Consider the following 20,556-nt stretch of genomic DNA (forward strand, 5'->3'; position numbering starts at 1 on the left):
GAAGTCAAGCCGGGGCACCGCCCCGCGCAGCCCGGCATGGCGTTTTCCTCACCGGGCGGCCAGCAGCGCCGCCGCCCCCTGCATGTCAGCATAGGTGATCCGCCCGCCGGCAATGGTCAGACCGGGCCGGCCCGTTGCCGGATTGAATGCCACCAGATCGGCCCGCAGCCCCGGCGCGATCCGGCCCCGGTCCGTAAGCCCCAGCATCTGCGCCGGCCCCTCCGACAAAAGCCGCCAGGCCGCCACGATGCCGATACTATCCGCCAGCTTCAGCGCCGCCTGCCAGGGCGCCGGGTAATGATAGTCGGAGGCCAGCGCAGTGCAGAGCCCGGCCCGCACCAGCGCCTCGGCCGAAACATTGCCGGCATGCGACGCGCCGCGGACCACATTGGGGGCGCCCAGAACAACGGGCTCTCCCGCGCGCAGGGCCTCGGCCGCCGCCGCTTCGGTTTCGGGAAACTCCGCCACCCGAAGCCCCAGACGCCGCGCCTCTTGCCGCGCCTGCTGTGTCCCGTCGTCATGGCTGCCGGTCAGCACCCCCTGCCCCGTCAGCTGCCCGGCCAGCGCAGCGACTGCCGCCGGGACCTCCGCGCTCCGGTTGTGCAGCGCCTGCATGATGGCAAGATGTGTTTCCGGGTTGCGGGCCGATTTAAGCGCCTGTCCCGTCAGCCGCGGCGGCCTCTTGCCCTTCTCCAGCGCCGCATGCGGCAGGTGATCGTTGAACACCACATAGCCGATCCGATGCCGCCGGATGACCTGCGCGATCTCCGGGAAATCATCGATCAGATGCGTCTCGACGCGCAGCTGGACCCGCAGGTCCGTCGCCACGCGACCCTGTACACTGTCAACGGCGGCCAGCACGCCATTGGCAAATTCCGCCCCCCGCATCCCGCCTTCCCAGGACCAGAACTGAGCCAGAAATGCGGTCGTGATGCCATTGGCCGCCAGTTCCGTCTCAACAGTCATGATCCCGGAGGCCATGTCGCGCAGCACCCCGCGCCTGGGCGCGACGTGCCGTTCAAACCCGTCGCCATGGGCATCCACGATGCCCGGAAACACCTGCCAGCCCGGCAGCTGGATCTCCGTCCCGCCGCGCGACGGGTCGACAAACACCCCGTTTTCAATGCCAATTCCGGCCTGCACCACGGCGTCATCCATCAGGACCGTCGCGCCACTGATGCGCAACGCCGTCATCTCTGCCCCCGGCACGGCATAGCCCGCCAAACGATCCGAATCTGTTTCATGACCGAGGTCTACGCCCGGTCCGGCCCCGAAGAAAGCCGCAGATCAGGCAAAGAAAGGTTTCGGATAGGTCAGCGGCGACCGCGTCCCTGCCGTATTCGCGGCAATCGGATAGACCATCGTATTGTTATCCGAAATTTTGGTCGTCAGATTTTCTGCCGCCTTCAGAGTAAACCCGAAACGCCGGTAATAAGACGTATCCCCCAGCACGACGACAGCCTTCGCCCCGGCCCGGCGCGCATGATCCAGACCGTAACGGATCAGCTCCGACCCGACGCCCTTGCGCTGGCGCGCAGGCGACACCGCAACCGGCGCCATAGCCCACCAGTTTTCCGGCAGAACAAGGCTGGAGAACGCGATATACCCCAGCAGGCGCTCGCCGTCCTCGGCCACCAGTTCCAGCGCCATATCATTCGACTCGCGCAGCGCCTCGACCAGCCTGGCCTCATAGGCACCGCCAAAGGCCGTGTGCAGCAAAACGGAAACACGCAGCATATCCTCTGGTCCGATTTCGCGCAGTTCCATGTCGTGCCGTCCGAATTGTCAGTCTGGCCATCAGCCTAGAGGCAATTTGACGGAATGCCCGCCCAAAAACCGGCGCCCCGTCAACTGTGACCGCTAACTGCCTGTCAGATGGGCAAAAAGAGGGGCCAGACGAAAAGAGGCCCCCCAAAGGGAGCCTCTCTCTGTTCCGATTGCGGCCCGAGGGGCCGCGCACCGGCGGATGATTACATCATGCCGCCCATGCCGCCCATGTCGGGCATGCCGCCGCCGGCAGCTGCGCCTTCCTTGGCGGGCTTGTCGGCAACCATAGCTTCGGTGGTGATCAGCAGGCCGGCGATGGAAGCAGCGTCTTCCAGCGCGGTGCGGGTCACTTTGGCCGGGTCGATCACGCCGAATTTGAACATGTCACCATATTCTTCGGTCTGCGCGTTGAAGCCAAAGGTCAGGTCGGTCGACTCGCGAACCTTGCCCGCAACCACGGCACCGTCGACACCGGCGTTTTCGGCGATCTGACGCAGCGGCGCTTCCAGCGCGTGGCGCACGATCTTGATGCCGGCATCCTGGTCAGAGTTTTCGCCGGTCACGCCTTCCAGCGCCTTGCCGGCCTGAACCAGAGCAACGCCGCCGCCAACGATCACGCCTTCCTGCACAGCTGCGCGGGTCGCGTTCAGCGCATCGTCCACACGGTCCTTACGCTCTTTCACTTCAACTTCGGTCATGCCGCCGACGCGGATGACGGCAACGCCGCCCGCCAGCTTGGCCACACGTTCCTGCAGCTTCTCACGGTCGTAATCAGAGGTGGTTTCCTTGATCTGGGTGTTGATCTGGGAAACGCGGGCCTCGATTTCCGCCTTGTCGCCTGCGCCGTCGACGATGGTGGTCTCGTCCTTGGTCAGGGTGACTTTCTTGGCGGTGCCGAGCATGTCCATCGTCACCGACTCGAGCTTCATGCCCAGGTCTTCGGAGATCACCTGACCGCCGGTCAGGATGGCGATGTCCTGCAGCATGGCCTTGCGGCGATCGCCAAAACCCGGAGCCTTGACGGCCGCGATTTTCAGACCGCCACGCAGCTTGTTCACGACGAGCGTCGCCAGGGCTTCGCCCTCCACGTCTTCGGCGATGATCAGCAGCGGCTTCTGGGACTGGATCACCGACTCGAGCAGCGGAACCATCGGCTGCAGCGAGGAGAGTTTCTTCTCGTGCAGCAGGATCATGCAGTCTTCCAGCTCCGCGACCATTTTGTCGGGGTTGGTGACGAAGTAGGGGGACAGGTAGCCACGGTCGAACTGCATGCCTTCGACGACATCCACTTCGGTTTCCATGCCCTTGTTTTCTTCGACGGTAATGACACCCTCGTTGCCGACCTTCTGCATCGCGTCGGCGATCATGCGGCCGATATTGGCCTCGCCGTTGGCAGAGATGGTGCCAACCTGGGCAACTTCATCGCTGTCGGTCACGTCGCGGGCAGCGGATTTGATCGCTTCGACGACCTTGGCAGTTGCCAGGTCGATGCCGCGCTTCAGATCCATCGGGTTCATGCCGGCGGCAACCGATTTCATGCCTTCGCGCACGATGGCCTGGGCCAGAACGGTCGCGGTGGTGGTGCCGTCGCCGGCTTCGTCATTGGTGCGGGAAGCAACTTCCTTCACCATCTGCGCGCCCATGTTCTCGAACTTGTCTTCCAGCTCGATCTCTTTGGCGACGGACACGCCGTCCTTGGTGATGCGCGGCGCGCCGAAGGATTTCTCCAGCACCACGTTGCGGCCTTTGGGGCCCAGGGTCACCTTCACCGCATCGGCGAGGATATTGACGCCCTTGAGCATCTTGTTGCGGGCATCGGTGTCGAACTTGACGTCCTTTGCAGCCATGATTGTCTCTCCTGACTAAGTCGGTAAGTTTAGAAATGCGTAGGATGGGTGCCTGGCACCCATCGTCCTCAGGCGATAATGCCGAGGATATCGCTCTCTTTCATGATCAGCAGTTCTTTGCCGTCCAGCGTGATCTCGGTGCCGGACCATTTGCCGAACAGGATCTTGTCGCCCGCTTTCACGGACATCTCGATCAGCTCGCCGCTGTCCTTGCGGGCGCCTTCGCCCACCGAAACAACTTCGCCTTCCGCCGGCTTTTCCTTGGCGCTGTCGGGGATGATCAGCCCGCCTGCGGTTTTTTCTTCGCTCTCGACGCGCTTGACCAGAACACGGTCATGAAGCGGTTTGAATGCCATCTCTGAGGCTCCTTGGCTCAAAGTTTCTCCCTGCCCCCCGACCCTCCTGTTGGAAGCGCCGCAGAGGCGTTATCACTCACACCCGGCGAGTGCTAACGCGGCACAGGTAAGGAGGCCCGACCGCCCTGTCAAGAATGCAATCCTCGGAAATTTAGCGGATCGCCTGTCCCGGGCTCCCCCCTCTGTGGGCGCCTCTCCGCCCGCGCAGACCGGCACCACGGAACCGAACCCGCCCGATCTGCGTCTACCTGACAGGATGCGCAACACCATGCAAGGAGCCCGCGCCATGACCGAACCAGATGATGTCTGGACCGTCGAAGAACTGCTCTGGACCGGCGGCACCGATGCCTATCGCGCCCGTATGGCGCCCCTCTGCATGATGGCCTTCCCGGGCCCCGGCATCCTGCGTGGCACCGACATCCTCGATGCCCTGGCCGCCGCGCCGCGCTGGACCCGGGTCGATATGACAGGTCGCCAGATGGCCGAGACCGACGATCTCCGCGTTCTGGCCTACCGCGCCCATGCCCTGCGCGACGGCGACGCGCCCTATGACGCGCTCTGCAGCTCCACATGGACACGCACCGCAGAGGGCTGGCGTATCATCCAGCACCAGCAATCCCCCCTGCCCGACCACGCCTGACCCGGCACGCTCAACACCCCCCCTTTTTCTTGCCCGAAATATCCCGGGAGGTCCGGAGGGCAGCGCCCTCCGGCGCCGCGTCTGCCGGAGGCAGGCGCAAACCATCATATGCGGCGCAGCCGCGCTATTCGGAAACCGCCACCTGGCCCTCCGCCCCGGACAGCGGCACCTCGCTCTCCCCGCGCGGGCTCAGCCCGTAGACCCCGCGCGACACCTTTTCGAACCACCCGTAATAATCGTCCCGCATGATCGCCGTCGCCCGCGGCACGCCCGTGGCGCGTGCCACCTCGGCCCCGCGACTGGGGCCCGCGCCGCGCAGATGCGCCGCGCAGCGCAACGCGTCCTGCCGGTAGGCGGTCACCAGCTTCACTCGGTTGGTCCCGCCGATATTCGGATCCCCCTCCCGGGCCGCAAATTCTTTCAGCAGTCGCCCGCGCCGCTCTTTCGACGGACGGGGCGCATAGGGCCCCGGATCGCAATGCGCCTCGACATGGCCGTCCCTCAGCCGCACTGTCAGCAGGCCCAGCCCCAGACGCCGGCACAGGCCGATATGGGCAGCCAGCGCCTTGCGCCCCCGCTGCGTCGGCACGGCGAGATAGACCCAGTCGGTTATCGACTGCCGGCGCACACCCTGCTGCACAAGGGTCAGGTTCATGCCCAACTTGAGTTCGACGATAACCGGATCCGGGTCGTCCGGGCGCAGCCCGACAACATCGGCACCGGCCACCTCGGCCTTGACCTCATATCCCTGCCCCTCAAGAAAGCGCTTCACCGGCGCATAGAGATCGGTTTCCAGACTTCTGCTCATGACCGAATTCTGCGCCACCCCGGCACCTGGCACAAGGCCAGCTCTATAGGCCAGGCATGCCGGCTCTGCATCGGCAAGGCCCCGCCGTCCCGGTCTGCATTGCTGCGGCGCGGCTTGCACCGGTCGTTTCAGCGGCTCTAGCGTCAGACTCTGCCACCTGCGGCTGGCCTGCCTGCGGTGACGGCCCCTTGCCAGCATGCCCTCGCGGACCGTCCTAGCAGGGCGCGAACCAGAGGAGGAGGACAACCGCGATGAGAGAGATCATCTACGACGTGACCATGTCTTCAGACGGGTTTATCGCCCCGCCCGGAGCCGACACCGGACCCTTCGCCTGCCGGGGCCCGCATGTGTCGGCATTTCTCGACCGCCTTCCCGCCTACCGGACTACGATCATGGGCCGGTCCGCCTATCGGGACGTCGCCGGAGATGGTCTGCCAATCGGTGAAAACCCGTTCCCCTTCACCGATTGTCACATCGTTTCGACCACACTTGCCCTGCCCCGCAATGCCGCAGTCGACCGGATTTCGGCCTCCCAGGTCGTTGAACTCAAGCTCGGAACCGGCGGCCCGATCTTCCTGTCAGGCGGCGGCACACTGGCCGGCTGGCTGCGACGGCGGCACCTGATCGACCGGCTGCGCCTCACCGTCGACCCGGTCTGGCTGGGCGGTGGCGTTCCGCTCTGGGGGGAGGCGGACGGAAGCGATCTGCCCGAAGGCGACCCGATCGCCGAGCACCATCATCCGGGCGGCGTCCTGTTCCGCGAATATCGCCTGCACTGATCCGCGCCGGGGGTGCCCCGCCACAGGCCGCTCCGTTTCGCCGCAATGCGGCACGTCGCGGGTGACAACCTCCGCGCCCGTCCCTATAAGGGCGCCGAAATGCATTCCTGACAGGACCTATCCATAATGACGATCAAAGTCTTCGGCCATAAATCCCCCGACACCGACTCGACCGGCTCCCCGATCATCTGGGCCTGGTACCTGTCCGAGGTTCGCGGCACCCCCGCCACTCCCGCCCTGCTGGGCGAGCCCAATACCGAAGCCGCCTTCGTCCTGAAGAAATGGGGCTTCGACAAGCCCGAGATCATCTCCAGTGTCTCTGCCGGCGACAAGGTTGTCATCGTCGACACCAACAACCCCGCCGAACTGCCCGAGGCGATCAACGACGCCGATATCATCCAGATCATCGACCACCACAAGCTGACCGGCGGTCTGGAAACCAAAGGCCCGATCGACATCACGATCAAGCCGCTGGCCTGCACCGCGACCATCATGCACAACCTGATGGGCCCCAACGCCGACAAGATGCCCGACAATATCAAGGGTGCGATGCTGTCCTGCATCCTGTCCGACACGCTGGAATTCCGGTCGCCCACCACGACAGAGCAGGACAAGAAACTGGCCGAAGAGCTTGCCTCTGACCTGGGCGTGGACCTCTCTGCCTATGCCTCCGAGATGTTCGAAGCGAAATCGGACGTCTCCGCCTTCTCCGACGCCGAACTGATCCGCATGGACAGCAAGGAATATGAAGTCGGCGGCACCAAGTTCCGTGTCTCCGTTCTGGAAACCACCGCGCCCAAGATCGTGCTGGACCGCAAGGACAGCCTGATGGAGAGCTTCAAGACCGTCGCCGCCGAGGATGGCGTGGACGAGGTCCTGCTCTTCGTGGTCGACATCCTGAACGAGGAAGCGACGATGTTCATCCCCAACGATCTGGTCAAGACCGTTGCGGAAAAGAGCTTTGGCGCCACCGTCTCCGGCGACACGGTTGTCCTGCCGGGCATCATGTCCCGCAAAAAGCAGATCATCCCGAACCTCGCAGTCTGATCCGGGCGGGGCGCGCTCAGGCGCCCCTGCCCCTCTCGGGTCGCGGATATGGACGCCCAGCAGCGCATCACCTTCATCCGCGACCGGCTGCACCTCGTGCCGGTGCCGGGCTTTCCCGAGCTGCGGCACTGGGCGCCGCACCCGGCCAGCGGCCTCTCCCTTCTCGATTATGACGAGGCGCCCTACTGGGCCTATCTCTGGCCCGGCGGCGCGGCCCTGCTGCACCACCTGACGGCCTGCCCGAACACGGTCGCGGGCAGGCGCGTGCTCGACCTCGGGGCGGGCTCCGGTCTGGCCGGGATCATGGCGCTGAAACAGGGGGCCACCTCCGCCTTGGCCAGCGATCCCTCCGACATGGCGCAGAGCGTTGCGGCGATGAATGCCGTCTCGAACGAGGTCACCCTTAAAACGACCGGCGCGACTTCCTCCACCAACTTACCGCAGATCGACCTCGTGCTGGCCGGAGACATCTTTTACGATGCGGACATGGCCGCCCTGCTGTTGCCCCTTCTCCGATCCCTGCGCGACACCGGGGCCGAGGTCCTGATCGGCGATATTGGCCGCCGTCACCTGCCGGACGGGCTGCGCCGCATCGCACATTACCCTGTCCGCGACGTTGGCGATTCGCCCGCCACCGCGCCGCTCACCGCTGGCGTTTTCTCCCTCCCCTGACTTCTTCGCGTGAAACTGCGGCGCGCCTCTTCCTCTCGTCAAAATGCCAACCGGCTGGCCCCGTTCATCCGGGGTGGCCTATGACAGCCGCTCCGCGCCCTGCGACGCCGTACACATCCCGGCCACAAGCAGGGCTTTTCCCTTCATCCCCGGCGCGGTTTCGGGCATAGATCCCCGGAACCCCCCGCGCCGAAAGGATGGCCAATGACCCGTATCGTCCGCTCTCTGGCCGAGATCTCCGATGCTTATGACGCGCTTTTTGTCGACCTCTGGGGCTGCGTCCACAACGGCGTCACCGCCTATCCGGCCGCCTGCGAGGCGCTGATCGCCTATCGCCAGCGCGGCGGCATCGTGATCCTCGTCACCAATTCGCCCCGCCCCCGCGCCTCTGTCGAACGGCAGCTGGACGGTTTCCACGTCCCGCGCGAGGCCTGGGACAGCATCGCCACCTCCGGCGACAGCGCCCGCACTGCCGCCTTCACCGGCGCGGTTGGCACCAAGGTCCATTTCATCGGCTCGCCAGAGGAAAAGGACAGCTTCCTGACCGCGCCGAAGATCCTCGAAAATCCGGCAGAGCTGGAGATCGTCCCGCTGGATGAGGCAGAGGGCATCGTCTGCACCGGCCCCGTTGACCCCTTTGCTGATCCCGACACCTGGCGGCCCGACCTGCTGCTGGCCAAGACACGGGGGCTGAAGCTGCTCTGTGCCAATCCCGATATCGTCGTCGACCGGGGCGAAAGCCGCGAATGGTGCGCCGGCGCGGTTGCGAAACTCTATACGGAGATGGGCGGCCAGAGCCTCTATTTCGGCAAGCCGCATCCGCCGATCTACGACCTCGCCCGCCGCCGCCTGCATGCTATCGACCACAAGGTCGAGGCAGGCCGCATTCTGGCCATCGGCGATGGAATCGCCACCGACGTGCGCGGCGCCATGGGAGAGGATATCGACAGCCTTTTCATTACCGGGGGCCTTGCCGCCTCTGAAACGAAAACCGGTCAGGACCCGGATGCAGCAGCGCTAAACGCTTATCTGGCCGTAGAAAATTCCAATCCGACCTATGCGATCGGATTCCTCCGCTAAGCAAATTCACGCTTGCTTTTCTGCGCTCGCAAAGTAATAAAGTTGCCCTGAAAGGTCGCATGGCCTACGTTTTATTACCGAGCCACAAAGGGCGGAGTGAGTATGTTGGACAATTTCCCGCGCGGCACGATCTGCATCGAGGATATCGAGATGGGCATGACGCGCCACCTGCGCAAAGTCGTGACCGACGAGGATATCGAGATGTTCGCCCAGGTCTCCACCGACCGGAACCCGGTGCATCTGGACGACGCCTATGCCCAGGACACGATCTTTGAGGGCCGCATCGCCCATGGCATGCTGACGGCCGGTCTGATCTCTGCCGTGATTGGCGAACAACTCCCCGGTCACGGCACGGTCTACATGGGCCAGACGCTGAAATTCCTCGCCCCCGTGCGCCCCGGCGACATGGTCATGGCCGAGGTCGAGGTCATCGGCATCGACCACGCCAAGCGCCGCGTTCAGCTCGACTGCCGCTGCATGGTCGACGGCAAGAAGGTCATGATCGGGGAGGCGACGGTGCTCGCCCCGTCGCGCAAGTTCGACTGACCGCGCGGGCCGGGCAACACCGCCCGCCCGAGCCTCTTGCACCTGCCCCGCCCCGGCGATACCCCTTCGCCCATGAGGATCGTGCGCGACTATCAGTTCACCGACGCAGAGGACCGGGGCGCCGCCGTCGCCATCGGCAATTTTGACGGCGTGCATATCGGCCACCGGGCCGTCATAGATATCGCCCGGCGAGAGGCCGCGCGCCTGAACGCCCCGCTTGGCGTCATGACGTTCGAGCCGCATCCCCGGCAGCTGTTTGCGCCCGACGCCGCCCCCTTCCGTCTGACCGGACCGCAGGCAAGGGCGCATCGGCTGGAAAAAATCGGCGTGGACATACTTTACGAGCTGAACTTCAACCGCGCCCTGGCCGCTCTCACACCCGAGGAATTCGCGACCCGCGTGATCCGCGACGGGCTGGGCCTGCGCCATATCGTCGTGGGCGCGGATTTCCATTTTGGAACAAAGCGCGCCGGAAATGTCGAGACTCTGAAAGCCTTCGGCGCTGAATACAACTTCGGCGTCACGATTGCGGATCTCGTCTCGGAGGACGGCATGCAGATCTCTTCCACCGCCATCCGCAACGCCCTGACCGAAGGCCGCCCGCGCGATGCCGCCGCCATGCTGGGTCACTGGCACCGGATCGAAGGTCCCGTGGTCCGCGGTGACCAGCGTGGCCGGGACCTTGGCTATCCGACCGCGAACATGTCGATCCAGGGGTTGCACCAGCCGAAATTCGGCGTCTATGCCGTGCTGATCGACGTGCTGACCGGCCCGCACAAGGGTAAGTACAAGGGCGCCGCCTCCATGGGCGTGCGGCCGCAGTTCGATGGCGAGGTGCCGAACCTCGAAACCTTCATCTTCGACTTCAAGGGCGACCTCTACGGCGAAACCCTGTCGGTCGCGCTGGTCGACTACCTCCGCCCGGAGGCGAAATTCGACAGTCTGGACGCGCTGATCGCCCAGATGGATGCCGACTGCACCCGCGCCCGCGAGATACTGGAGGCGGAATGACGGACGATCCGATCGACCGCACCGACCTGCCCCCCCGGTTCTGGGAAACCAAGCCTCTGTCAAAGATGACCCGCCGGGAATGGGAGGCGCTCTGCGACGGCTGCGGCAAATGCTGCCTGAACAAGCTGGAGGATGAGGAGACGGGCGAGGTCGCGCTGACCTCCGTCGCGTGTCGCCTGTTGGATAACGGCACCTGCCTCTGTTCCAAATACGCGACCCGGCATCAATACGTGCCGGAATGTATCACGCTCGACGCCCGCACGATCGAGAAACACATGTACTGGCTGCCCCAGACCTGTGCCTATCGGTTGCTCTACGAAGGGCGTCCTCTCTACGACTGGCATCCCCTGATCAGCGGCGATCTTGAGACGGTGCACCGCGCGGGCGTTTCCATGCGCAACAGAACCCAGTCGGAATACGAGATCGCGGATGACGACTGGGAGGACTACATAATCGAGGAACCCACCTGATGTACCTTGGCTCTGACAATACCGGCCCTGTTCACCCTCAGATCATGGCAGCCGTCGCCGCCGCGAACGAGGGCTACGCCACCCCCTACGGCAATGACACGCTGATGGAGGAGGTCCGCACCCAAATCCGCGACATCTTCGAGGCGCCGGAAGCGGCGGTCTACCTCGTTGCCACCGGCACGGCGGCCAATTGCCTTGGCCTCGCCTGCCTTACCCCGCCCTATGCCACCGCCTTTTGTTCGCCGGATGCCCATATCCAGCAGGATGAATGCAACGCGCCGGAATTCTTCACCTCCGGCGCCAAGCTCACGCTGGTCGGCACCGAGGACAAGATGACCCCGGCCAGCCTGCGCGCGACCATCGCCGGTGAAGAGGTCCGCTTTCCGCATGGCCCCCTGCGCGGCCCCGTTTCCATTACTCAGGTCACGGAACGCGGCCGCGTCTATTCCCTGTCCGAACTGGCAGAGCTGACGGCGGTGGCCCGGGACTACGACCTGCCCGTCCATATGGACGGCGCGCGTTTTGCCAATGCCCTGGCCGCCACCAATGCCACACCTGCGGAGATGACCTGGCGGCTGGGAGTTGACGTGCTCTCCTTCGGCGGCACCAAGAACGGCTGCATGGGGGTAGAGGCGGTGATCCTCTTCGATCCGGCCAGGGCGCGGGAATTCGAGCTGCGGCGCAAGCGCGGCGCGCATCTCTTCTCCAAGCATCGCTACCTCTCGGCCCAGATGGCCGCCTATCTGCAGGACAACCTCTGGCGCGACCTCGCCGCCAAGGCCAATGCCAATATGCGCAGGCTGGCCGACGGGTTGGCGGGTGTGCCGGACATGAGCTTCCAGCATGACCCGCAGGCCAATATGGCCTTTGTGGAACTCTCCCGCGCCACGGCGGACCGGCTCAGGGCGGCAGGCGCGGTATTCAGCAGCTGGACCGATCCCGGCACCAACGCCCCCGAGGACCGCCTCGTCGTGCGTTTCGTCGCCGACTGGGCCCTGCCGGGCGAGGCGATCGACCAGTTCGTCACGCTCGCCAAGGGATGACGCGACTTCCGCGCCACTGGACAAGCCTTTGACCGCCCTACCTTCTCAACCGGCTTCCATCCCGGGGCCGGTTGAGTAAACTGAGCGCGATGACTGCACAACCTCCGGTAGCTGCCCTGCCGGCCAATCCAGAAGAGCTGCTGGCCTGCCCGGCCTGTGACGCGCTGATGCGCGACAGCGATGTTGCGCCCGGTGAAACCGCCTCCTGCCCGCGCTGCCACCGCGTGATCGAGGCGCCGCGGCCGCTGGCCATGACGCGCATCATCATGCTGGCCGCCGCGGCGCTGATCCTGATGATCGGGGCGATCTTCTTTCCCTTCCTCGAAATGGGCGCCGCCGGGATCACCCGCCGCAGCTCTCTCCTCGATACGGTCATGGCCTTTTCCGGCGGGCTGACAGAGCCGCTGACCATCGCCATGGCCGCGCTGATCGTCATCCTGCCGGTCACGCGCTTCGTGACACTGATCTACGTGCTGGGGCCGATGGCCCTCGGCTGGCACCCCGCCCGCTATGCCAACCGCGCCTTCCGCCTGGCCGAAACCCTGCGCCCCTGGGCCATGGCAGAGGTGTTCATCGTCGGCGTCGCCGTGGCGCTGGTCAAGGTCGCGGGGCTTGCGCGCATCTCCCTCGGCCCGGCCTTCTGGGCCTTCGTGGCACTGGTCATCGTGACCGTGCTGAAAGACAACCTCATGAGCCGGGTGACGGTATGGAAAACGCTGGAACAGCGGCGCCCGTCCTGACCGCCCGCGAGGCCGGTCTGATCGGATGCACCCATTGCGCCCGCGTCCATCCCGCGGGGACGGAACGCTGCACCCGCTGCGGCGCGCATCTCTCGCCGCGTACGGCGCAGAGCCTGCAACCGGTCTGGGCCTGGCTCTTTGCCGGGATGGTCGTCTACATCCCCGCCAACGTTTATCCGATGCTGCGGACCACGACCTTTGGCAAGACCTCCGACAGCACGATCATCGGCGGCGTGGTGGAGCTGTCGCATCATGGCGATTATGGCGTGGCCTTCATCGTTTTCTTCGCCTCCATCGTGATCCCTTTTGCGAAATTCCTCGCTATCGGCTACCTCGCCCTGTCGGTGAAACGGAATTTCCGCATGCCCATCCACCGCCGCCACCTGCTGTTCGAAGTCGTTGAATTCATTGGCCGCTGGTCCATGATCGACGTTTTTGTGGTGGCCATCCTCTCGGCACTCGTGCAGGTGGAGTTCGCGGCGACGATCAACCCCGGTATCGCAGCGATCAGCTTCGCGCTATCTGTGGCCTTCACAATGCTCTCGGCCCTCAGTTTTGATGAAAGATTGATCTGGGATGCAGAAGCGGACGTACCGCTCAGGGAAGAAGAATGACGGACAGGCAGCCCTCTGACATGGTGGTCAAACCGCCTCGCAAATCCTTCTGGCGGAACCTTTCCGTCGTCTGGCTGGTGCCGGTGATCGCACTTGCCGTGACGCTGGCCATCGCCTGGCAGAGCTATGCCGACCGCGGCGCCCTGATCGAGATCCATTGGGAAAACGCCGCCGGGGTGGCCGCCGGAGAGACCACGCTGCGGTACCGCGATGTCGTTGTGGGCACGGTGGAAAGCGTGGCGTTCGAGCCTGACCTGTCCTCCGTCGTTGTGCACGCCCGCCTCGACAAGACCGTGGCCGGAAACCTGCCCGAAGATGCGCAGTTCTGGGTGGTCCGGCCCGAGGTCTCCACCTCCGGCATCTCCGGCCTCTCGACCGTGCTGTCCGGCGTCTATATCCAAGCCGCCTTCACGCCCCGCCAGGACGGCGGCGCCACCCGGTTCGACGGGCTGGAGGAAACGCCGCTCGTCATGCCCGGCACCAAGGGCACCCGCGTCACGCTGCGCTCGTCCTCGGGCGACCAGCTGACCGCCGGCGCCCCGATCATCCACAAGGGGATCGAGGTCGGCAAGATCGAGACGCCCCGCCTGCCCGACACCGGCAATGGCGTGCTGGTCGATGCCTTCATCAACGCGCCCTATGACCAGCGCATCACCTCCGCCACGCGGTTCTGGCAGACCTCCGGCATATCCGTCAGCTTCGGGCCCAGCGGGCTGAACCTGAACATCGGGTCGCTGTCGAGCATCATCCGCGGTGGCATCGCTTTCGACACGGTCTTTTCCGGTGGCGATCCGGTGCGCGACGACGCGGTCTTTGACCTTTTCGAGGATGAGGACAGCGCCCGCGGCAGTGTCTTCAACGAAACCGTCGACAATGCGGTCGATCTGTCGGTGGAATTCGACGAGTCGGTCAGCGGCCTCTCCGCCGGATCGCAGGTCATGTATCGCGGCGTCCGGATCGGCACCGTCTCCACCCTCGGCGCCTTTGTGGAGGACAGCCCGACCGGTCAGGTGGTGAAACTGCGCGCCACGATCTCCATCGATCCGAACCGGCTGGGCCTCGACCCCGATGCGCCGCCCGCCGAAACCATCGCCTTCTTTGCTGGCGCCGTGGAAAAGGGCCTGCGCGCCCGCCTCGCCGCGCCCAGCCTCTTCAGCCAGTCGCTGGTCGTGGAGTTGGCAGAGATCGAGGACGCAAGCCCCGCCTCCCTCGGCGTTTTTGCCGATACTGCACCACTCATCCCCTCCGTCCCCTCCGACCTGCCCGACCTGACCGCCACGGCCGAGGGCCTGCTGACCCGCGTCGACAACCTGCCGGTGGAGGAGCTGCTGGATCAGGCGATCTCCACCCTCGCCGCCGTCGAAAGCTTTGCGGGCGACGAGCGCCTGCGATCGGCACCTGAGGCCTTCACCTCGCTCATGAACGACGCCCGCGGCCTGATCACCAGCGAGGAGACACAGGCGATCCCGGGCGAGTTGCAGGACACCCTGGCCGAGCTGCGCGGCGTGGTTGAAGACCTGCGCACCGCCGATGCCGTGGGCAAGCTCGTCTCCGCGCTCGACAGCGCGTCTGAGGCCGCCGATACGGTGACTGGCGTCGCCTCCGACGTCAGCGGCGCCACCTCCGAACTGCCCGCGCTGGTGCAGGACCTGCGCAACCTGACCGCCAAGGCCAATTCGCTGGAAGTGGAGCAATTCCTTGAGATCGCGGGCAATTTCCTCGATTCCGCCGACCGGCTGATCGACCAGCCCACCACCCGCGCCCTGCCCGAAAGCCTGACCCGCGCACTGGACGAAGCGCGTCAGGCCATCGCCCAGCTGCGCGAGGGCGGCATCGTCGAAAACGCCAACGCCACGCTCGCCTCCGCCCGCGATGCGGCGGCGGCTGTCGAAGAGGCAGCCAACAGCCTGCCCGACCTCTCGTCCCGCCTGCAACGTCTGATCGCGCAGGCGGAAAGCGTGGTGGCCGGTTACGGAAGTCAGTCTACCTTCAATCGCGAAACCGTGTCTGCCCTGCGCGAGGTGCGCGAAGCGGCGGAAGCCATCAACAAGCTCGCCCGCTCGATCGAGCGCAATCCAAACTCCCTGCTCTTCGGACGATGACATGAAGCTGCTGCTGCCCCTGCCCTTCCTCCTTCTTGCCGCCTGCGGCACCGATCCGCGCTACGCGATGGAGCCGGAGCTGCCCGCCGCCACGGCGAAGGTGACCCGCGTCCGGGTCGCCACGCTGGAGGTGAAAGAGGTTTCGATGCCGGCCTATGTGGAGGATTCGGCGATCATGCTGGAGGATGGCAAAGGCGCGCTGAACCCGGTCAAGGGCGCCACGTGGGCCGATGAGCCGACCCGCGCCGCCACATTGCTGCTCTCGGACGAGATCGATCGGATCAGCACCGCCACCGCCGCTGCCGAACCCTGGCCGCTGGAAACGCCGGCCCAGGCCGCCGTAGAGGTGCGTGTGACAGAGATGGTCGCCCGCGCCACCGGTACCTTCGACCTCAAGGGCCAGTATGCGATTTCCTCCTACGACAGGATCGTACGGGAACGGATCCAGCGCTTCGCCATCTCTGTCCCGCTGACCGACACCAAGGCCCCCGCGATTGCAGAGGCCTCCGGCCGGGCGCTCCGCCAGCTGGCGGCGCAGATCACCGCGGACCTTGCCCGGTAGGGTTCAGGCCCGTTAAGCCTCAGGCCCGCACGGCCGCCTCTGCCAGAAAATCCAGCACCAGCGGCCCGACGATCGCGGCATGGGTGATGGGCACCATATGCCCCGCGCCTTCGATCATGACGGTCCGCACATCCGGGATCATGCTCTCCAGCGCCGCGGCGATCTTGTGGCTGCCTTCGGGGCTGTCGCCGCCCGTGATCACCAGTACCGGCATGGGCAGGGCCGCGACCTTTCCATCCGCCAGAATACGCTCCGGATCGCCGTTGTTGGTTTCCTGCACAGCCTCGATCAGACGCATCTGCCGGGTGAAGGTCGCGCGCTGCTCCTCGGGCAGGTCCTCCCATGGACGGCCATCGCCCCAGCTTTCCATGAAGATCTTCGCAGCACCGCCCAGATCGCCCGCTTCCATGGCATCCACGAAGCCATTCAACCGCATATTGCGGTCCCGAAATTCCGGCTCCACCGCATAGGCGGCGCCAAAGAACACCGGCTCGATCAGCACCAGCCGGCGGACAAGCGCGGGCGTGGTGGCCGCGACCCGTAGTGCGGCGGTCGCGCCGAAACTATGCCCGACCAGATCGACAGGCGCAGTCCAGTCGCCGATCATCTCCCGGATCTGGGTACAGACCGTGTCCTGATAGACGCCCTTGCCATCCCACTCCGCGCTGCGGCCATGCCCGGGCAGGTCAAACGCCCGGCATTCATGCGTCTCGCTCAGGACGGAGGCCACGCCTTTCCAGCCACCGGAATGACCAAGCGAACAATGTACCAGCAGCGCCCGTCCCGGCCCGCCATCCCAGTGCCGCGTCGCGGTCTCATGACCGCCAAGGACGACCGTCAAGACAGTTTCCCCTGCAGGAACAGGTCCAGATCGTCCAGCCGGTCCTGCCCCCAGAATTTTTCTTCCCCATCGACGATGTAGAAGGGCGCGCCAAAGGCCCCCGCGGCAATCGCCTCGTCGCCGTTCTTCTCATAGGCCATGGCGCCGGTCAGCAGCCCGCTGTCGGCCAGCGAAGGATCGAAACCCGCCGCCTCCAGACAGCCCTTGATCACCGCATCCTCCGCAATGTCCTTTTCCTCCGCCCAGCAGGCCGACAGAACGGATTGCACCAGCTTGCCGATATCGCCGCCCCCCGCCTGCTGCGCCGCAATGATCGCATAGCTTGCGGGCGCCGGGTTGGTCGGGAAATGCGCGGGCTGCAGGGTCAGCGGCAGGCCGGTCTTGATCCGGGCGCGCTTCAGTTCCTGCATGCGGTAATCCTTGCGGGCCTGCGGGCGTTCGGCCAGCGACTGCCCCCCGGTCGCACGAAACACCCGGGCCATGTCGCAGGGCTTATAGGTAATCGTGGCGCCATGACGGCCCGCGATCTCCTCCAGCCGCGCGCCCGCGAGATAGGTCCAGGGGGAAATTGCCACGAAGTAATAGTCGATATGCGGCATCCTGCCCTCTCCGTTGATTTGGCAAGACCTTATCGGGGTGCTAATCGGGGTTCAACGTCACGAATCTGTAACCTCGCCTCTTCCCTGACGCAGACCCCGGAGCCCCACATGCCGCACATCGTCGAGCCGAAGCTGATTGCCGGTAATGCCAACCTGCCGCTGGCCAATGCCGTCGCCCGCCGCATGTCGATCCACCGGGGCGTGCACCTCGATCTGGTCGATGCGAGGGCCGAACGCTTCAACGACGGCGAGATCTTTGTCGAGGTCTTCGAAAACGTGCGCGGCGAGGACATGTTCATCATCCAGTCGACCTCGAACCCGGCCAACGACAACCTGATGGAGCTGCTGATCATGGCGGATGCGCTGCGCCGGTCCTCCGCCCAGCGGGTCACGGCTGTCATCCCCTATTTCGGCTATGCCCGCCAGGACCGCCGCACCAAGCCCCGCACGCCGATCACCGCGAAACTGGTGGCGAACATGCTGGTCGAGTCGGGCATCTCCCGCGTGCTGACGATGGATCTGCATGCCGCGCAGATACAGGGCTTCTTCGACATTCCGGTCGACAACCTCTATGCCTCCCCGATCTTCGCGCTGGATATCCGCGAGAAGTTCAAGGATCGGATGGATGAGATCATGGTCGTCTCTCCCGACGTAGGCGGTGTGGCCCGTGCCCGGGAACTGGCCAAGCGGATCAATGCGCCGCTCTCCATCGTCGACAAACGTCGTGAAAAGCCCGGCGAAGTGGCGGAGATGACGGTCATCGGCGATGTGAAAGACAAGATCGCGATCATGATCGACGACATGTGCGACACTGCAGGGACGCTCTGCAAGGCTGCCGAGCTGCTGCTCGACTACGGCGCGAAGGAGGTCCATGCCTATGTGACCCATGGCGTGCTGTCGGGCCCCGCCGTCGACCGGATCACCAATTCCGTCCTCAAGACCATGGTCATCACCGACACGATTGCCGCGCCCGATCCGGTCAAAAACTGCCCCAATATCCGCATCCTGCCGACCGCCCCGCTTTTTGCCCAGGCGATCCTGAACATCTGGAACGGCACCTCCGTCTCCTCGCTGTTCGAGACGTCGACGATGGAGCCGATCTACGAAGGCGTTTTCCGCGCCCCCTGAAAGGCCCCCGATGATCATCGCCCTCGTGGAAATCCCCCTGCCCGGCCCCAAGCGCGACCATGATGTTGTGCGGGCACAGTCGCTGGAGGCCACGAAGATCTTCCACGAGGTGCCGGGGCTGATCACCAAGTATTTCCTCAATTCCGAGACGGGCGGCGGCGGCATCTACGTGTTCGAAACCCGAGAGCTGGCCGAGGCCTGGTTTCACGACGGCTGGGCCGACTGGATGGAGGGACGGTTCGGGGTCCGGCCGACCCTGCGCTTCTTCGACAATCCGGTGACGCTGCACGCGGCGGCAGGCCGGGTTCAGGCGGACGGTCAGGATGTGCCGCCGCCCTGGGCTTAAGCGGCCAAGGGCAGGCAACAAAGGCAGCAGCCCTCGGATCATGGAACCGGTCCGGCGACCACGCGGGACTGTGCCGAACCACCCCCATTTCCCCCCGCCCCGCCCTTGCTGTCCCAGACCCACATTCCTATAACCGCCCGGAGCAAGCGGAGTCGTCACATGAGCTTTCGTCAGGATCACCTGCTGGGGATCGAAGCCCTCGCCCCGGACGAAATCACCGCCGTTCTCGATCTCGCCGATCAATATGCCGACCTTTCCCGTAGCGAGACCAAGCATTCGGACGCGCTCAAGGGTCTTACCCAGATCAATATGTTCTTCGAGAATTCCACCCGCACCCAGGCCAGTTTCGAACTGGCGGGCAAAAGGCTCGGCGCGGATGTGATGAACATGGGCGTCTCCACCTCTTCGGTGAAGAAGGGCGAGACGCTGATCGACACGGCCATGACGCTGAACGCCATGCAGCCCGACCTGCTGGTCGTCCGCCACCCCCATTCCGGCGCCGTCGACCTGCTGGCCCAGAAGGTCAACTGCGCCGTTCTGAACGCCGGGGACGGGCGGCATGAGCACCCCACGCAAGCCCTGCTCGACGCGCTGACGATCCGCCGCAAGAAGGGCCGGCTGCACCGCCTGTCGATTGCCATCTGCGGCGACATCGCCCATTCCCGCGTCGCCCGGTCGAACCTGATCCTGCTGGGCAAGATGGAGAACCGCCTGCGTCTGGTCGGCCCGCCCACGCTCATGCCCTCGGGCATGGCGGAGCTCGGCTGCGAGGTCTACGACGACATGGCCGAAGGGCTCAAGGACGTCGACGTCGTCATGATGCTGCGCCTTCAGAAGGAACGGATGGACGGCGGTTTCATCCCCTCCGAACGCGAATATTACCATCTCTACGGTCTGGACGCCGAAAAGCTCGCCCATGCCAAGCCCGACGCCATCGTCATGCATCCCGGCCCGATGAACCGCGGGGTGGAGATCGACGGCACGCTGGCAGACGACATCAACCGCTCTGTCATCCAGGATCAGGTGGAAATGGGCGTGGCCGTGCGGATGGCGGCCATGGACCTCCTCGCCCGCAACCTCAAGGCGCGCCGTGCCGGGGCCGCTGCATGACCAGACTGCGACCTAATGAAACCGTGATCGCCCGTCGCCGCACCCGTCCGATGGCAGCCCTGCGAAACCTCGGGCTGGGCCTCGGCGTCGGGGGGCTCTTCTACATCGGTGGCATGGAGCTTCTGACCGGAGAGGTGACAGCGCGGGAAATGATCCTTTTCTTCGCTCTGTTCCTGATCCTTGCCGCCGCGCTGCAGAGTGTCCTGCTCTACCTCCGCCGTTTTTGCCTGACGGATCAGCGCCTGATGATCGGCCGCCGCGTGGAGATCCCGCTGCACGATGTGGAACGGGTGGAGGTCGGCCCGACCTCCGTCAGGCTGCGATGCGTGACGGGCGAGGAACACCAGATCCATCACCTTGAGATGCCAAAGAAACTCGCAATACAGATCAACCGTTGCCGCTCCGGCTCAGACCACCTGACCGGGGAAGTCGCAATATGATCGGCAGG

Annotated in this window: 24 protein-coding genes; 17 read left to right on the top strand and 7 right to left on the bottom strand. The window is 65.0% G+C overall.

Going from position 1 to position 20,556, the window contains the following annotated elements:
• Window positions 1-48 precede the first annotated feature (48 nt).
• From ACRARG_RS06760 to groES, 4 genes are all read right to left on the bottom strand, one after another.
• Window positions 49-1,224, bottom strand: a complete 1,176-nt coding sequence (locus ACRARG_RS06760; RefSeq protein ID WP_432689228.1) for an alpha-D-ribose 1-methylphosphonate 5-triphosphate diphosphatase — start codon at window positions 1,222-1,224, stop codon at window positions 49-51.
• Window positions 1,225-1,287: 63 nt separating this feature from the next.
• On the bottom strand, window positions 1,288-1,767 hold the full coding sequence (locus ACRARG_RS06765; protein WP_432689229.1) for a GNAT family N-acetyltransferase: 480 nt from the start codon (window positions 1,765-1,767) through the stop codon (window positions 1,288-1,290).
• 203 nt (window positions 1,768-1,970) lie between these two features.
• Entirely contained in the window at window positions 1,971-3,614 is a 1,644-nt protein-coding gene (groL, locus tag ACRARG_RS06770) for a chaperonin GroEL (protein ID WP_432689230.1), read from the bottom strand.
• Between the two features lie 68 nt (window positions 3,615-3,682).
• Window positions 3,683-3,970, bottom strand: coding sequence for a co-chaperone GroES (groES, locus tag ACRARG_RS06775; protein ID WP_432689231.1), 288 nt, complete (start codon window positions 3,968-3,970; stop codon window positions 3,683-3,685).
• 286 nt (window positions 3,971-4,256) lie between these two features.
• Here groES and ACRARG_RS06780 point away from each other — a divergent pair, with 286 nt between their 5' ends.
• On the top strand, window positions 4,257-4,610 hold the full coding sequence (locus ACRARG_RS06780) for a DUF4440 domain-containing protein (protein WP_432689232.1): 354 nt from the start codon (window positions 4,257-4,259) through the stop codon (window positions 4,608-4,610).
• Between the two features lie 124 nt (window positions 4,611-4,734).
• On the opposite strand, the gene ACRARG_RS06785 is transcribed toward ACRARG_RS06780, so the two are convergent.
• Window positions 4,735-5,418: a DUF2161 domain-containing phosphodiesterase gene (locus tag ACRARG_RS06785; protein WP_432689233.1), complete on the bottom strand. Its 684-nt coding sequence runs from the start codon at window positions 5,416-5,418 to the stop codon at window positions 4,735-4,737.
• A gap of 251 nt (window positions 5,419-5,669) precedes the next feature.
• On the opposite strand from ACRARG_RS06785, the gene ACRARG_RS06790 reads away from it, so the two are divergent.
• From ACRARG_RS06790 to ACRARG_RS06845, 12 genes are all read left to right on the top strand, one after another.
• Window positions 5,670-6,197 carry a dihydrofolate reductase family protein gene (locus tag ACRARG_RS06790; protein WP_432689234.1) on the top strand — a complete coding sequence of 176 codons (528 nt, stop codon included), beginning with the start codon at window positions 5,670-5,672 and terminating at the stop codon, window positions 6,195-6,197.
• Between the two features lie 126 nt (window positions 6,198-6,323).
• Complete coding sequence (locus ACRARG_RS06795; RefSeq protein ID WP_432689235.1) at window positions 6,324-7,244, top strand: manganese-dependent inorganic pyrophosphatase; 921 nt, start codon at window positions 6,324-6,326, stop codon at window positions 7,242-7,244.
• Window positions 7,245-7,292: 48 nt separating this feature from the next.
• Window positions 7,293-7,916 (top strand): class I SAM-dependent methyltransferase, encoded by a 624-nt coding sequence (locus ACRARG_RS06800; protein WP_432689236.1) that lies wholly within the window; start codon window positions 7,293-7,295, stop codon window positions 7,914-7,916.
• A 204-nt stretch (window positions 7,917-8,120) separates the two neighbouring features.
• On the top strand, window positions 8,121-8,996 hold the full coding sequence (locus ACRARG_RS06805; protein WP_432689237.1) for a TIGR01459 family HAD-type hydrolase: 876 nt from the start codon (window positions 8,121-8,123) through the stop codon (window positions 8,994-8,996).
• Window positions 8,997-9,098: 102 nt separating this feature from the next.
• Window positions 9,099-9,542, top strand: coding sequence for a MaoC family dehydratase (locus ACRARG_RS06810; RefSeq protein ID WP_432689238.1), 444 nt, complete (start codon window positions 9,099-9,101; stop codon window positions 9,540-9,542).
• A gap of 72 nt (window positions 9,543-9,614) precedes the next feature.
• Window positions 9,615-10,553, top strand: a complete 939-nt coding sequence (locus tag ACRARG_RS06815) for a bifunctional riboflavin kinase/FAD synthetase (RefSeq protein ID WP_432689239.1) — start codon at window positions 9,615-9,617, stop codon at window positions 10,551-10,553.
• A complete protein-coding gene (locus tag ACRARG_RS06820; RefSeq protein ID WP_432689240.1) occupies window positions 10,550-11,023 on the top strand; it encodes a YcgN family cysteine cluster protein in 474 nt (157 codons plus the stop codon). Before ACRARG_RS06815 ends, ACRARG_RS06820 begins: the two co-directional genes overlap by 4 nt.
• Window positions 11,023-12,066, top strand: a complete 1,044-nt coding sequence (locus tag ACRARG_RS06825) for a threonine aldolase family protein (RefSeq protein ID WP_432689241.1) — start codon at window positions 11,023-11,025, stop codon at window positions 12,064-12,066. Before ACRARG_RS06820 ends, ACRARG_RS06825 begins: the two co-directional genes overlap by 1 nt.
• A gap of 89 nt (window positions 12,067-12,155) precedes the next feature.
• Complete coding sequence (locus ACRARG_RS06830) at window positions 12,156-12,806, top strand: paraquat-inducible protein A (RefSeq protein WP_432689242.1); 651 nt, start codon at window positions 12,156-12,158, stop codon at window positions 12,804-12,806.
• A complete protein-coding gene (locus tag ACRARG_RS06835; protein WP_432689243.1) occupies window positions 12,773-13,420 on the top strand; it encodes a paraquat-inducible protein A in 648 nt (215 codons plus the stop codon). The genes ACRARG_RS06830 and ACRARG_RS06835 overlap by 34 nt, the downstream gene beginning before the upstream one ends.
• Window positions 13,417-15,522, top strand: a complete 2,106-nt coding sequence (locus tag ACRARG_RS06840) for an MlaD family protein (RefSeq protein ID WP_432689244.1) — start codon at window positions 13,417-13,419, stop codon at window positions 15,520-15,522. Before ACRARG_RS06835 ends, ACRARG_RS06840 begins: the two co-directional genes overlap by 4 nt.
• A 1-nt stretch (window position 15,523) precedes the next feature.
• A complete protein-coding gene (locus ACRARG_RS06845; RefSeq protein ID WP_432689245.1) occupies window positions 15,524-16,084 on the top strand; it encodes a PqiC family protein in 561 nt (186 codons plus the stop codon).
• A gap of 19 nt (window positions 16,085-16,103) precedes the next feature.
• Here the strand turns inward: ACRARG_RS06845 and ACRARG_RS06850 are convergent, their stop codons facing one another.
• Both ACRARG_RS06850 and ACRARG_RS06855 read right to left on the bottom strand, forming a co-directional pair.
• The gene (locus ACRARG_RS06850; RefSeq protein ID WP_432689246.1) at window positions 16,104-16,925 is read right to left on the bottom strand and encodes an alpha/beta fold hydrolase; all 822 of its coding nucleotides are present in this window, start codon (window positions 16,923-16,925) and stop codon (window positions 16,104-16,106) included.
• Complete coding sequence (locus ACRARG_RS06855) at window positions 16,922-17,524, bottom strand: 2-hydroxychromene-2-carboxylate isomerase (protein WP_432689247.1); 603 nt, start codon at window positions 17,522-17,524, stop codon at window positions 16,922-16,924. The genes ACRARG_RS06850 and ACRARG_RS06855 overlap by 4 nt, the downstream gene beginning before the upstream one ends.
• 108 nt (window positions 17,525-17,632) lie before the next feature.
• Here ACRARG_RS06855 and ACRARG_RS06860 point away from each other — a divergent pair, with 108 nt between their 5' ends.
• From ACRARG_RS06860 to ACRARG_RS06875, 4 genes are all read left to right on the top strand, one after another.
• Window positions 17,633-18,652, top strand: coding sequence for a ribose-phosphate pyrophosphokinase (locus tag ACRARG_RS06860; RefSeq protein WP_432689248.1), 1,020 nt, complete (start codon window positions 17,633-17,635; stop codon window positions 18,650-18,652).
• Between the two features lie 10 nt (window positions 18,653-18,662).
• Window positions 18,663-18,998: a hypothetical protein gene (locus tag ACRARG_RS06865; RefSeq protein WP_432689249.1), complete on the top strand. Its 336-nt coding sequence runs from the start codon at window positions 18,663-18,665 to the stop codon at window positions 18,996-18,998.
• Window positions 18,999-19,157: 159 nt separating this feature from the next.
• Window positions 19,158-20,108 carry an aspartate carbamoyltransferase catalytic subunit gene (locus ACRARG_RS06870; RefSeq protein ID WP_432689250.1) on the top strand — a complete coding sequence of 317 codons (951 nt, stop codon included), beginning with the start codon at window positions 19,158-19,160 and terminating at the stop codon, window positions 20,106-20,108.
• On the top strand, window positions 20,105-20,548 hold the full coding sequence (locus ACRARG_RS06875; protein WP_432689251.1) for a hypothetical protein: 444 nt from the start codon (window positions 20,105-20,107) through the stop codon (window positions 20,546-20,548). Before ACRARG_RS06870 ends, ACRARG_RS06875 begins: the two co-directional genes overlap by 4 nt.
• Window positions 20,549-20,556: the final 8 nt, after the last annotated feature.

Origin of the sequence: Pseudooceanicola profundi, from assembly GCF_050897955.1 — a bacterium.
Classification (GTDB): domain Bacteria; phylum Pseudomonadota; class Alphaproteobacteria; order Rhodobacterales; family Rhodobacteraceae; genus Pseudooceanicola.

Bases quoted from the DNA above. Each gene is read 5' to 3' on its own strand.
- ACRARG_RS06815 (WP_432689239.1), top strand. From the start codon at position 9,615: ATGAGGATCGTGCGCGACTATCAGTTCACCGACGCAGAGGACCGGGGC.
- ACRARG_RS06865 (WP_432689249.1), top strand. From the start codon at position 18,663: ATGATCATCGCCCTCGTGGAAATCCCCCTGCCCGGCCCCAAGCGCGAC.
- ACRARG_RS06870 (WP_432689250.1), top strand. From the start codon at position 19,158: ATGAGCTTTCGTCAGGATCACCTGCTGGGGATCGAAGCCCTCGCCCCG.
- ACRARG_RS06765 (WP_432689229.1), bottom strand. From the start codon at position 1,767: ATGGAACTGCGCGAAATCGGACCAGAGGATATGCTGCGTGTTTCCGTT.
- ACRARG_RS06795 (WP_432689235.1), top strand. From the start codon at position 6,324: ATGACGATCAAAGTCTTCGGCCATAAATCCCCCGACACCGACTCGACC.
- ACRARG_RS06805 (WP_432689237.1), top strand. From the start codon at position 8,121: ATGACCCGTATCGTCCGCTCTCTGGCCGAGATCTCCGATGCTTATGAC.
- ACRARG_RS06785 (WP_432689233.1), bottom strand. From the start codon at position 5,418: ATGAGCAGAAGTCTGGAAACCGATCTCTATGCGCCGGTGAAGCGCTTT.
- ACRARG_RS06835 (WP_432689243.1), top strand. From the start codon at position 12,773: ATGGAAAACGCTGGAACAGCGGCGCCCGTCCTGACCGCCCGCGAGGCC.
- ACRARG_RS06820 (WP_432689240.1), top strand. From the start codon at position 10,550: ATGACGGACGATCCGATCGACCGCACCGACCTGCCCCCCCGGTTCTGG.
- groL (WP_432689230.1), bottom strand. From the start codon at position 3,614: ATGGCTGCAAAGGACGTCAAGTTCGACACCGATGCCCGCAACAAGATG.
- ACRARG_RS06800 (WP_432689236.1), top strand. From the start codon at position 7,293: ATGGACGCCCAGCAGCGCATCACCTTCATCCGCGACCGGCTGCACCTC.
- ACRARG_RS06790 (WP_432689234.1), top strand. From the start codon at position 5,670: ATGAGAGAGATCATCTACGACGTGACCATGTCTTCAGACGGGTTTATC.
- ACRARG_RS06845 (WP_432689245.1), top strand. From the start codon at position 15,524: ATGAAGCTGCTGCTGCCCCTGCCCTTCCTCCTTCTTGCCGCCTGCGGC.
- ACRARG_RS06855 (WP_432689247.1), bottom strand. From the start codon at position 17,524: ATGCCGCATATCGACTATTACTTCGTGGCAATTTCCCCCTGGACCTAT.
- groES (WP_432689231.1), bottom strand. From the start codon at position 3,970: ATGGCATTCAAACCGCTTCATGACCGTGTTCTGGTCAAGCGCGTCGAG.
- ACRARG_RS06840 (WP_432689244.1), top strand. From the start codon at position 13,417: ATGACGGACAGGCAGCCCTCTGACATGGTGGTCAAACCGCCTCGCAAA.
- ACRARG_RS06860 (WP_432689248.1), top strand. From the start codon at position 17,633: ATGCCGCACATCGTCGAGCCGAAGCTGATTGCCGGTAATGCCAACCTG.
- ACRARG_RS06875 (WP_432689251.1), top strand. From the start codon at position 20,105: ATGACCAGACTGCGACCTAATGAAACCGTGATCGCCCGTCGCCGCACC.
- ACRARG_RS06825 (WP_432689241.1), top strand. From the start codon at position 11,023: ATGTACCTTGGCTCTGACAATACCGGCCCTGTTCACCCTCAGATCATG.
- ACRARG_RS06830 (WP_432689242.1), top strand. From the start codon at position 12,156: ATGACTGCACAACCTCCGGTAGCTGCCCTGCCGGCCAATCCAGAAGAG.
- ACRARG_RS06810 (WP_432689238.1), top strand. From the start codon at position 9,099: ATGTTGGACAATTTCCCGCGCGGCACGATCTGCATCGAGGATATCGAG.
- ACRARG_RS06780 (WP_432689232.1), top strand. From the start codon at position 4,257: ATGACCGAACCAGATGATGTCTGGACCGTCGAAGAACTGCTCTGGACC.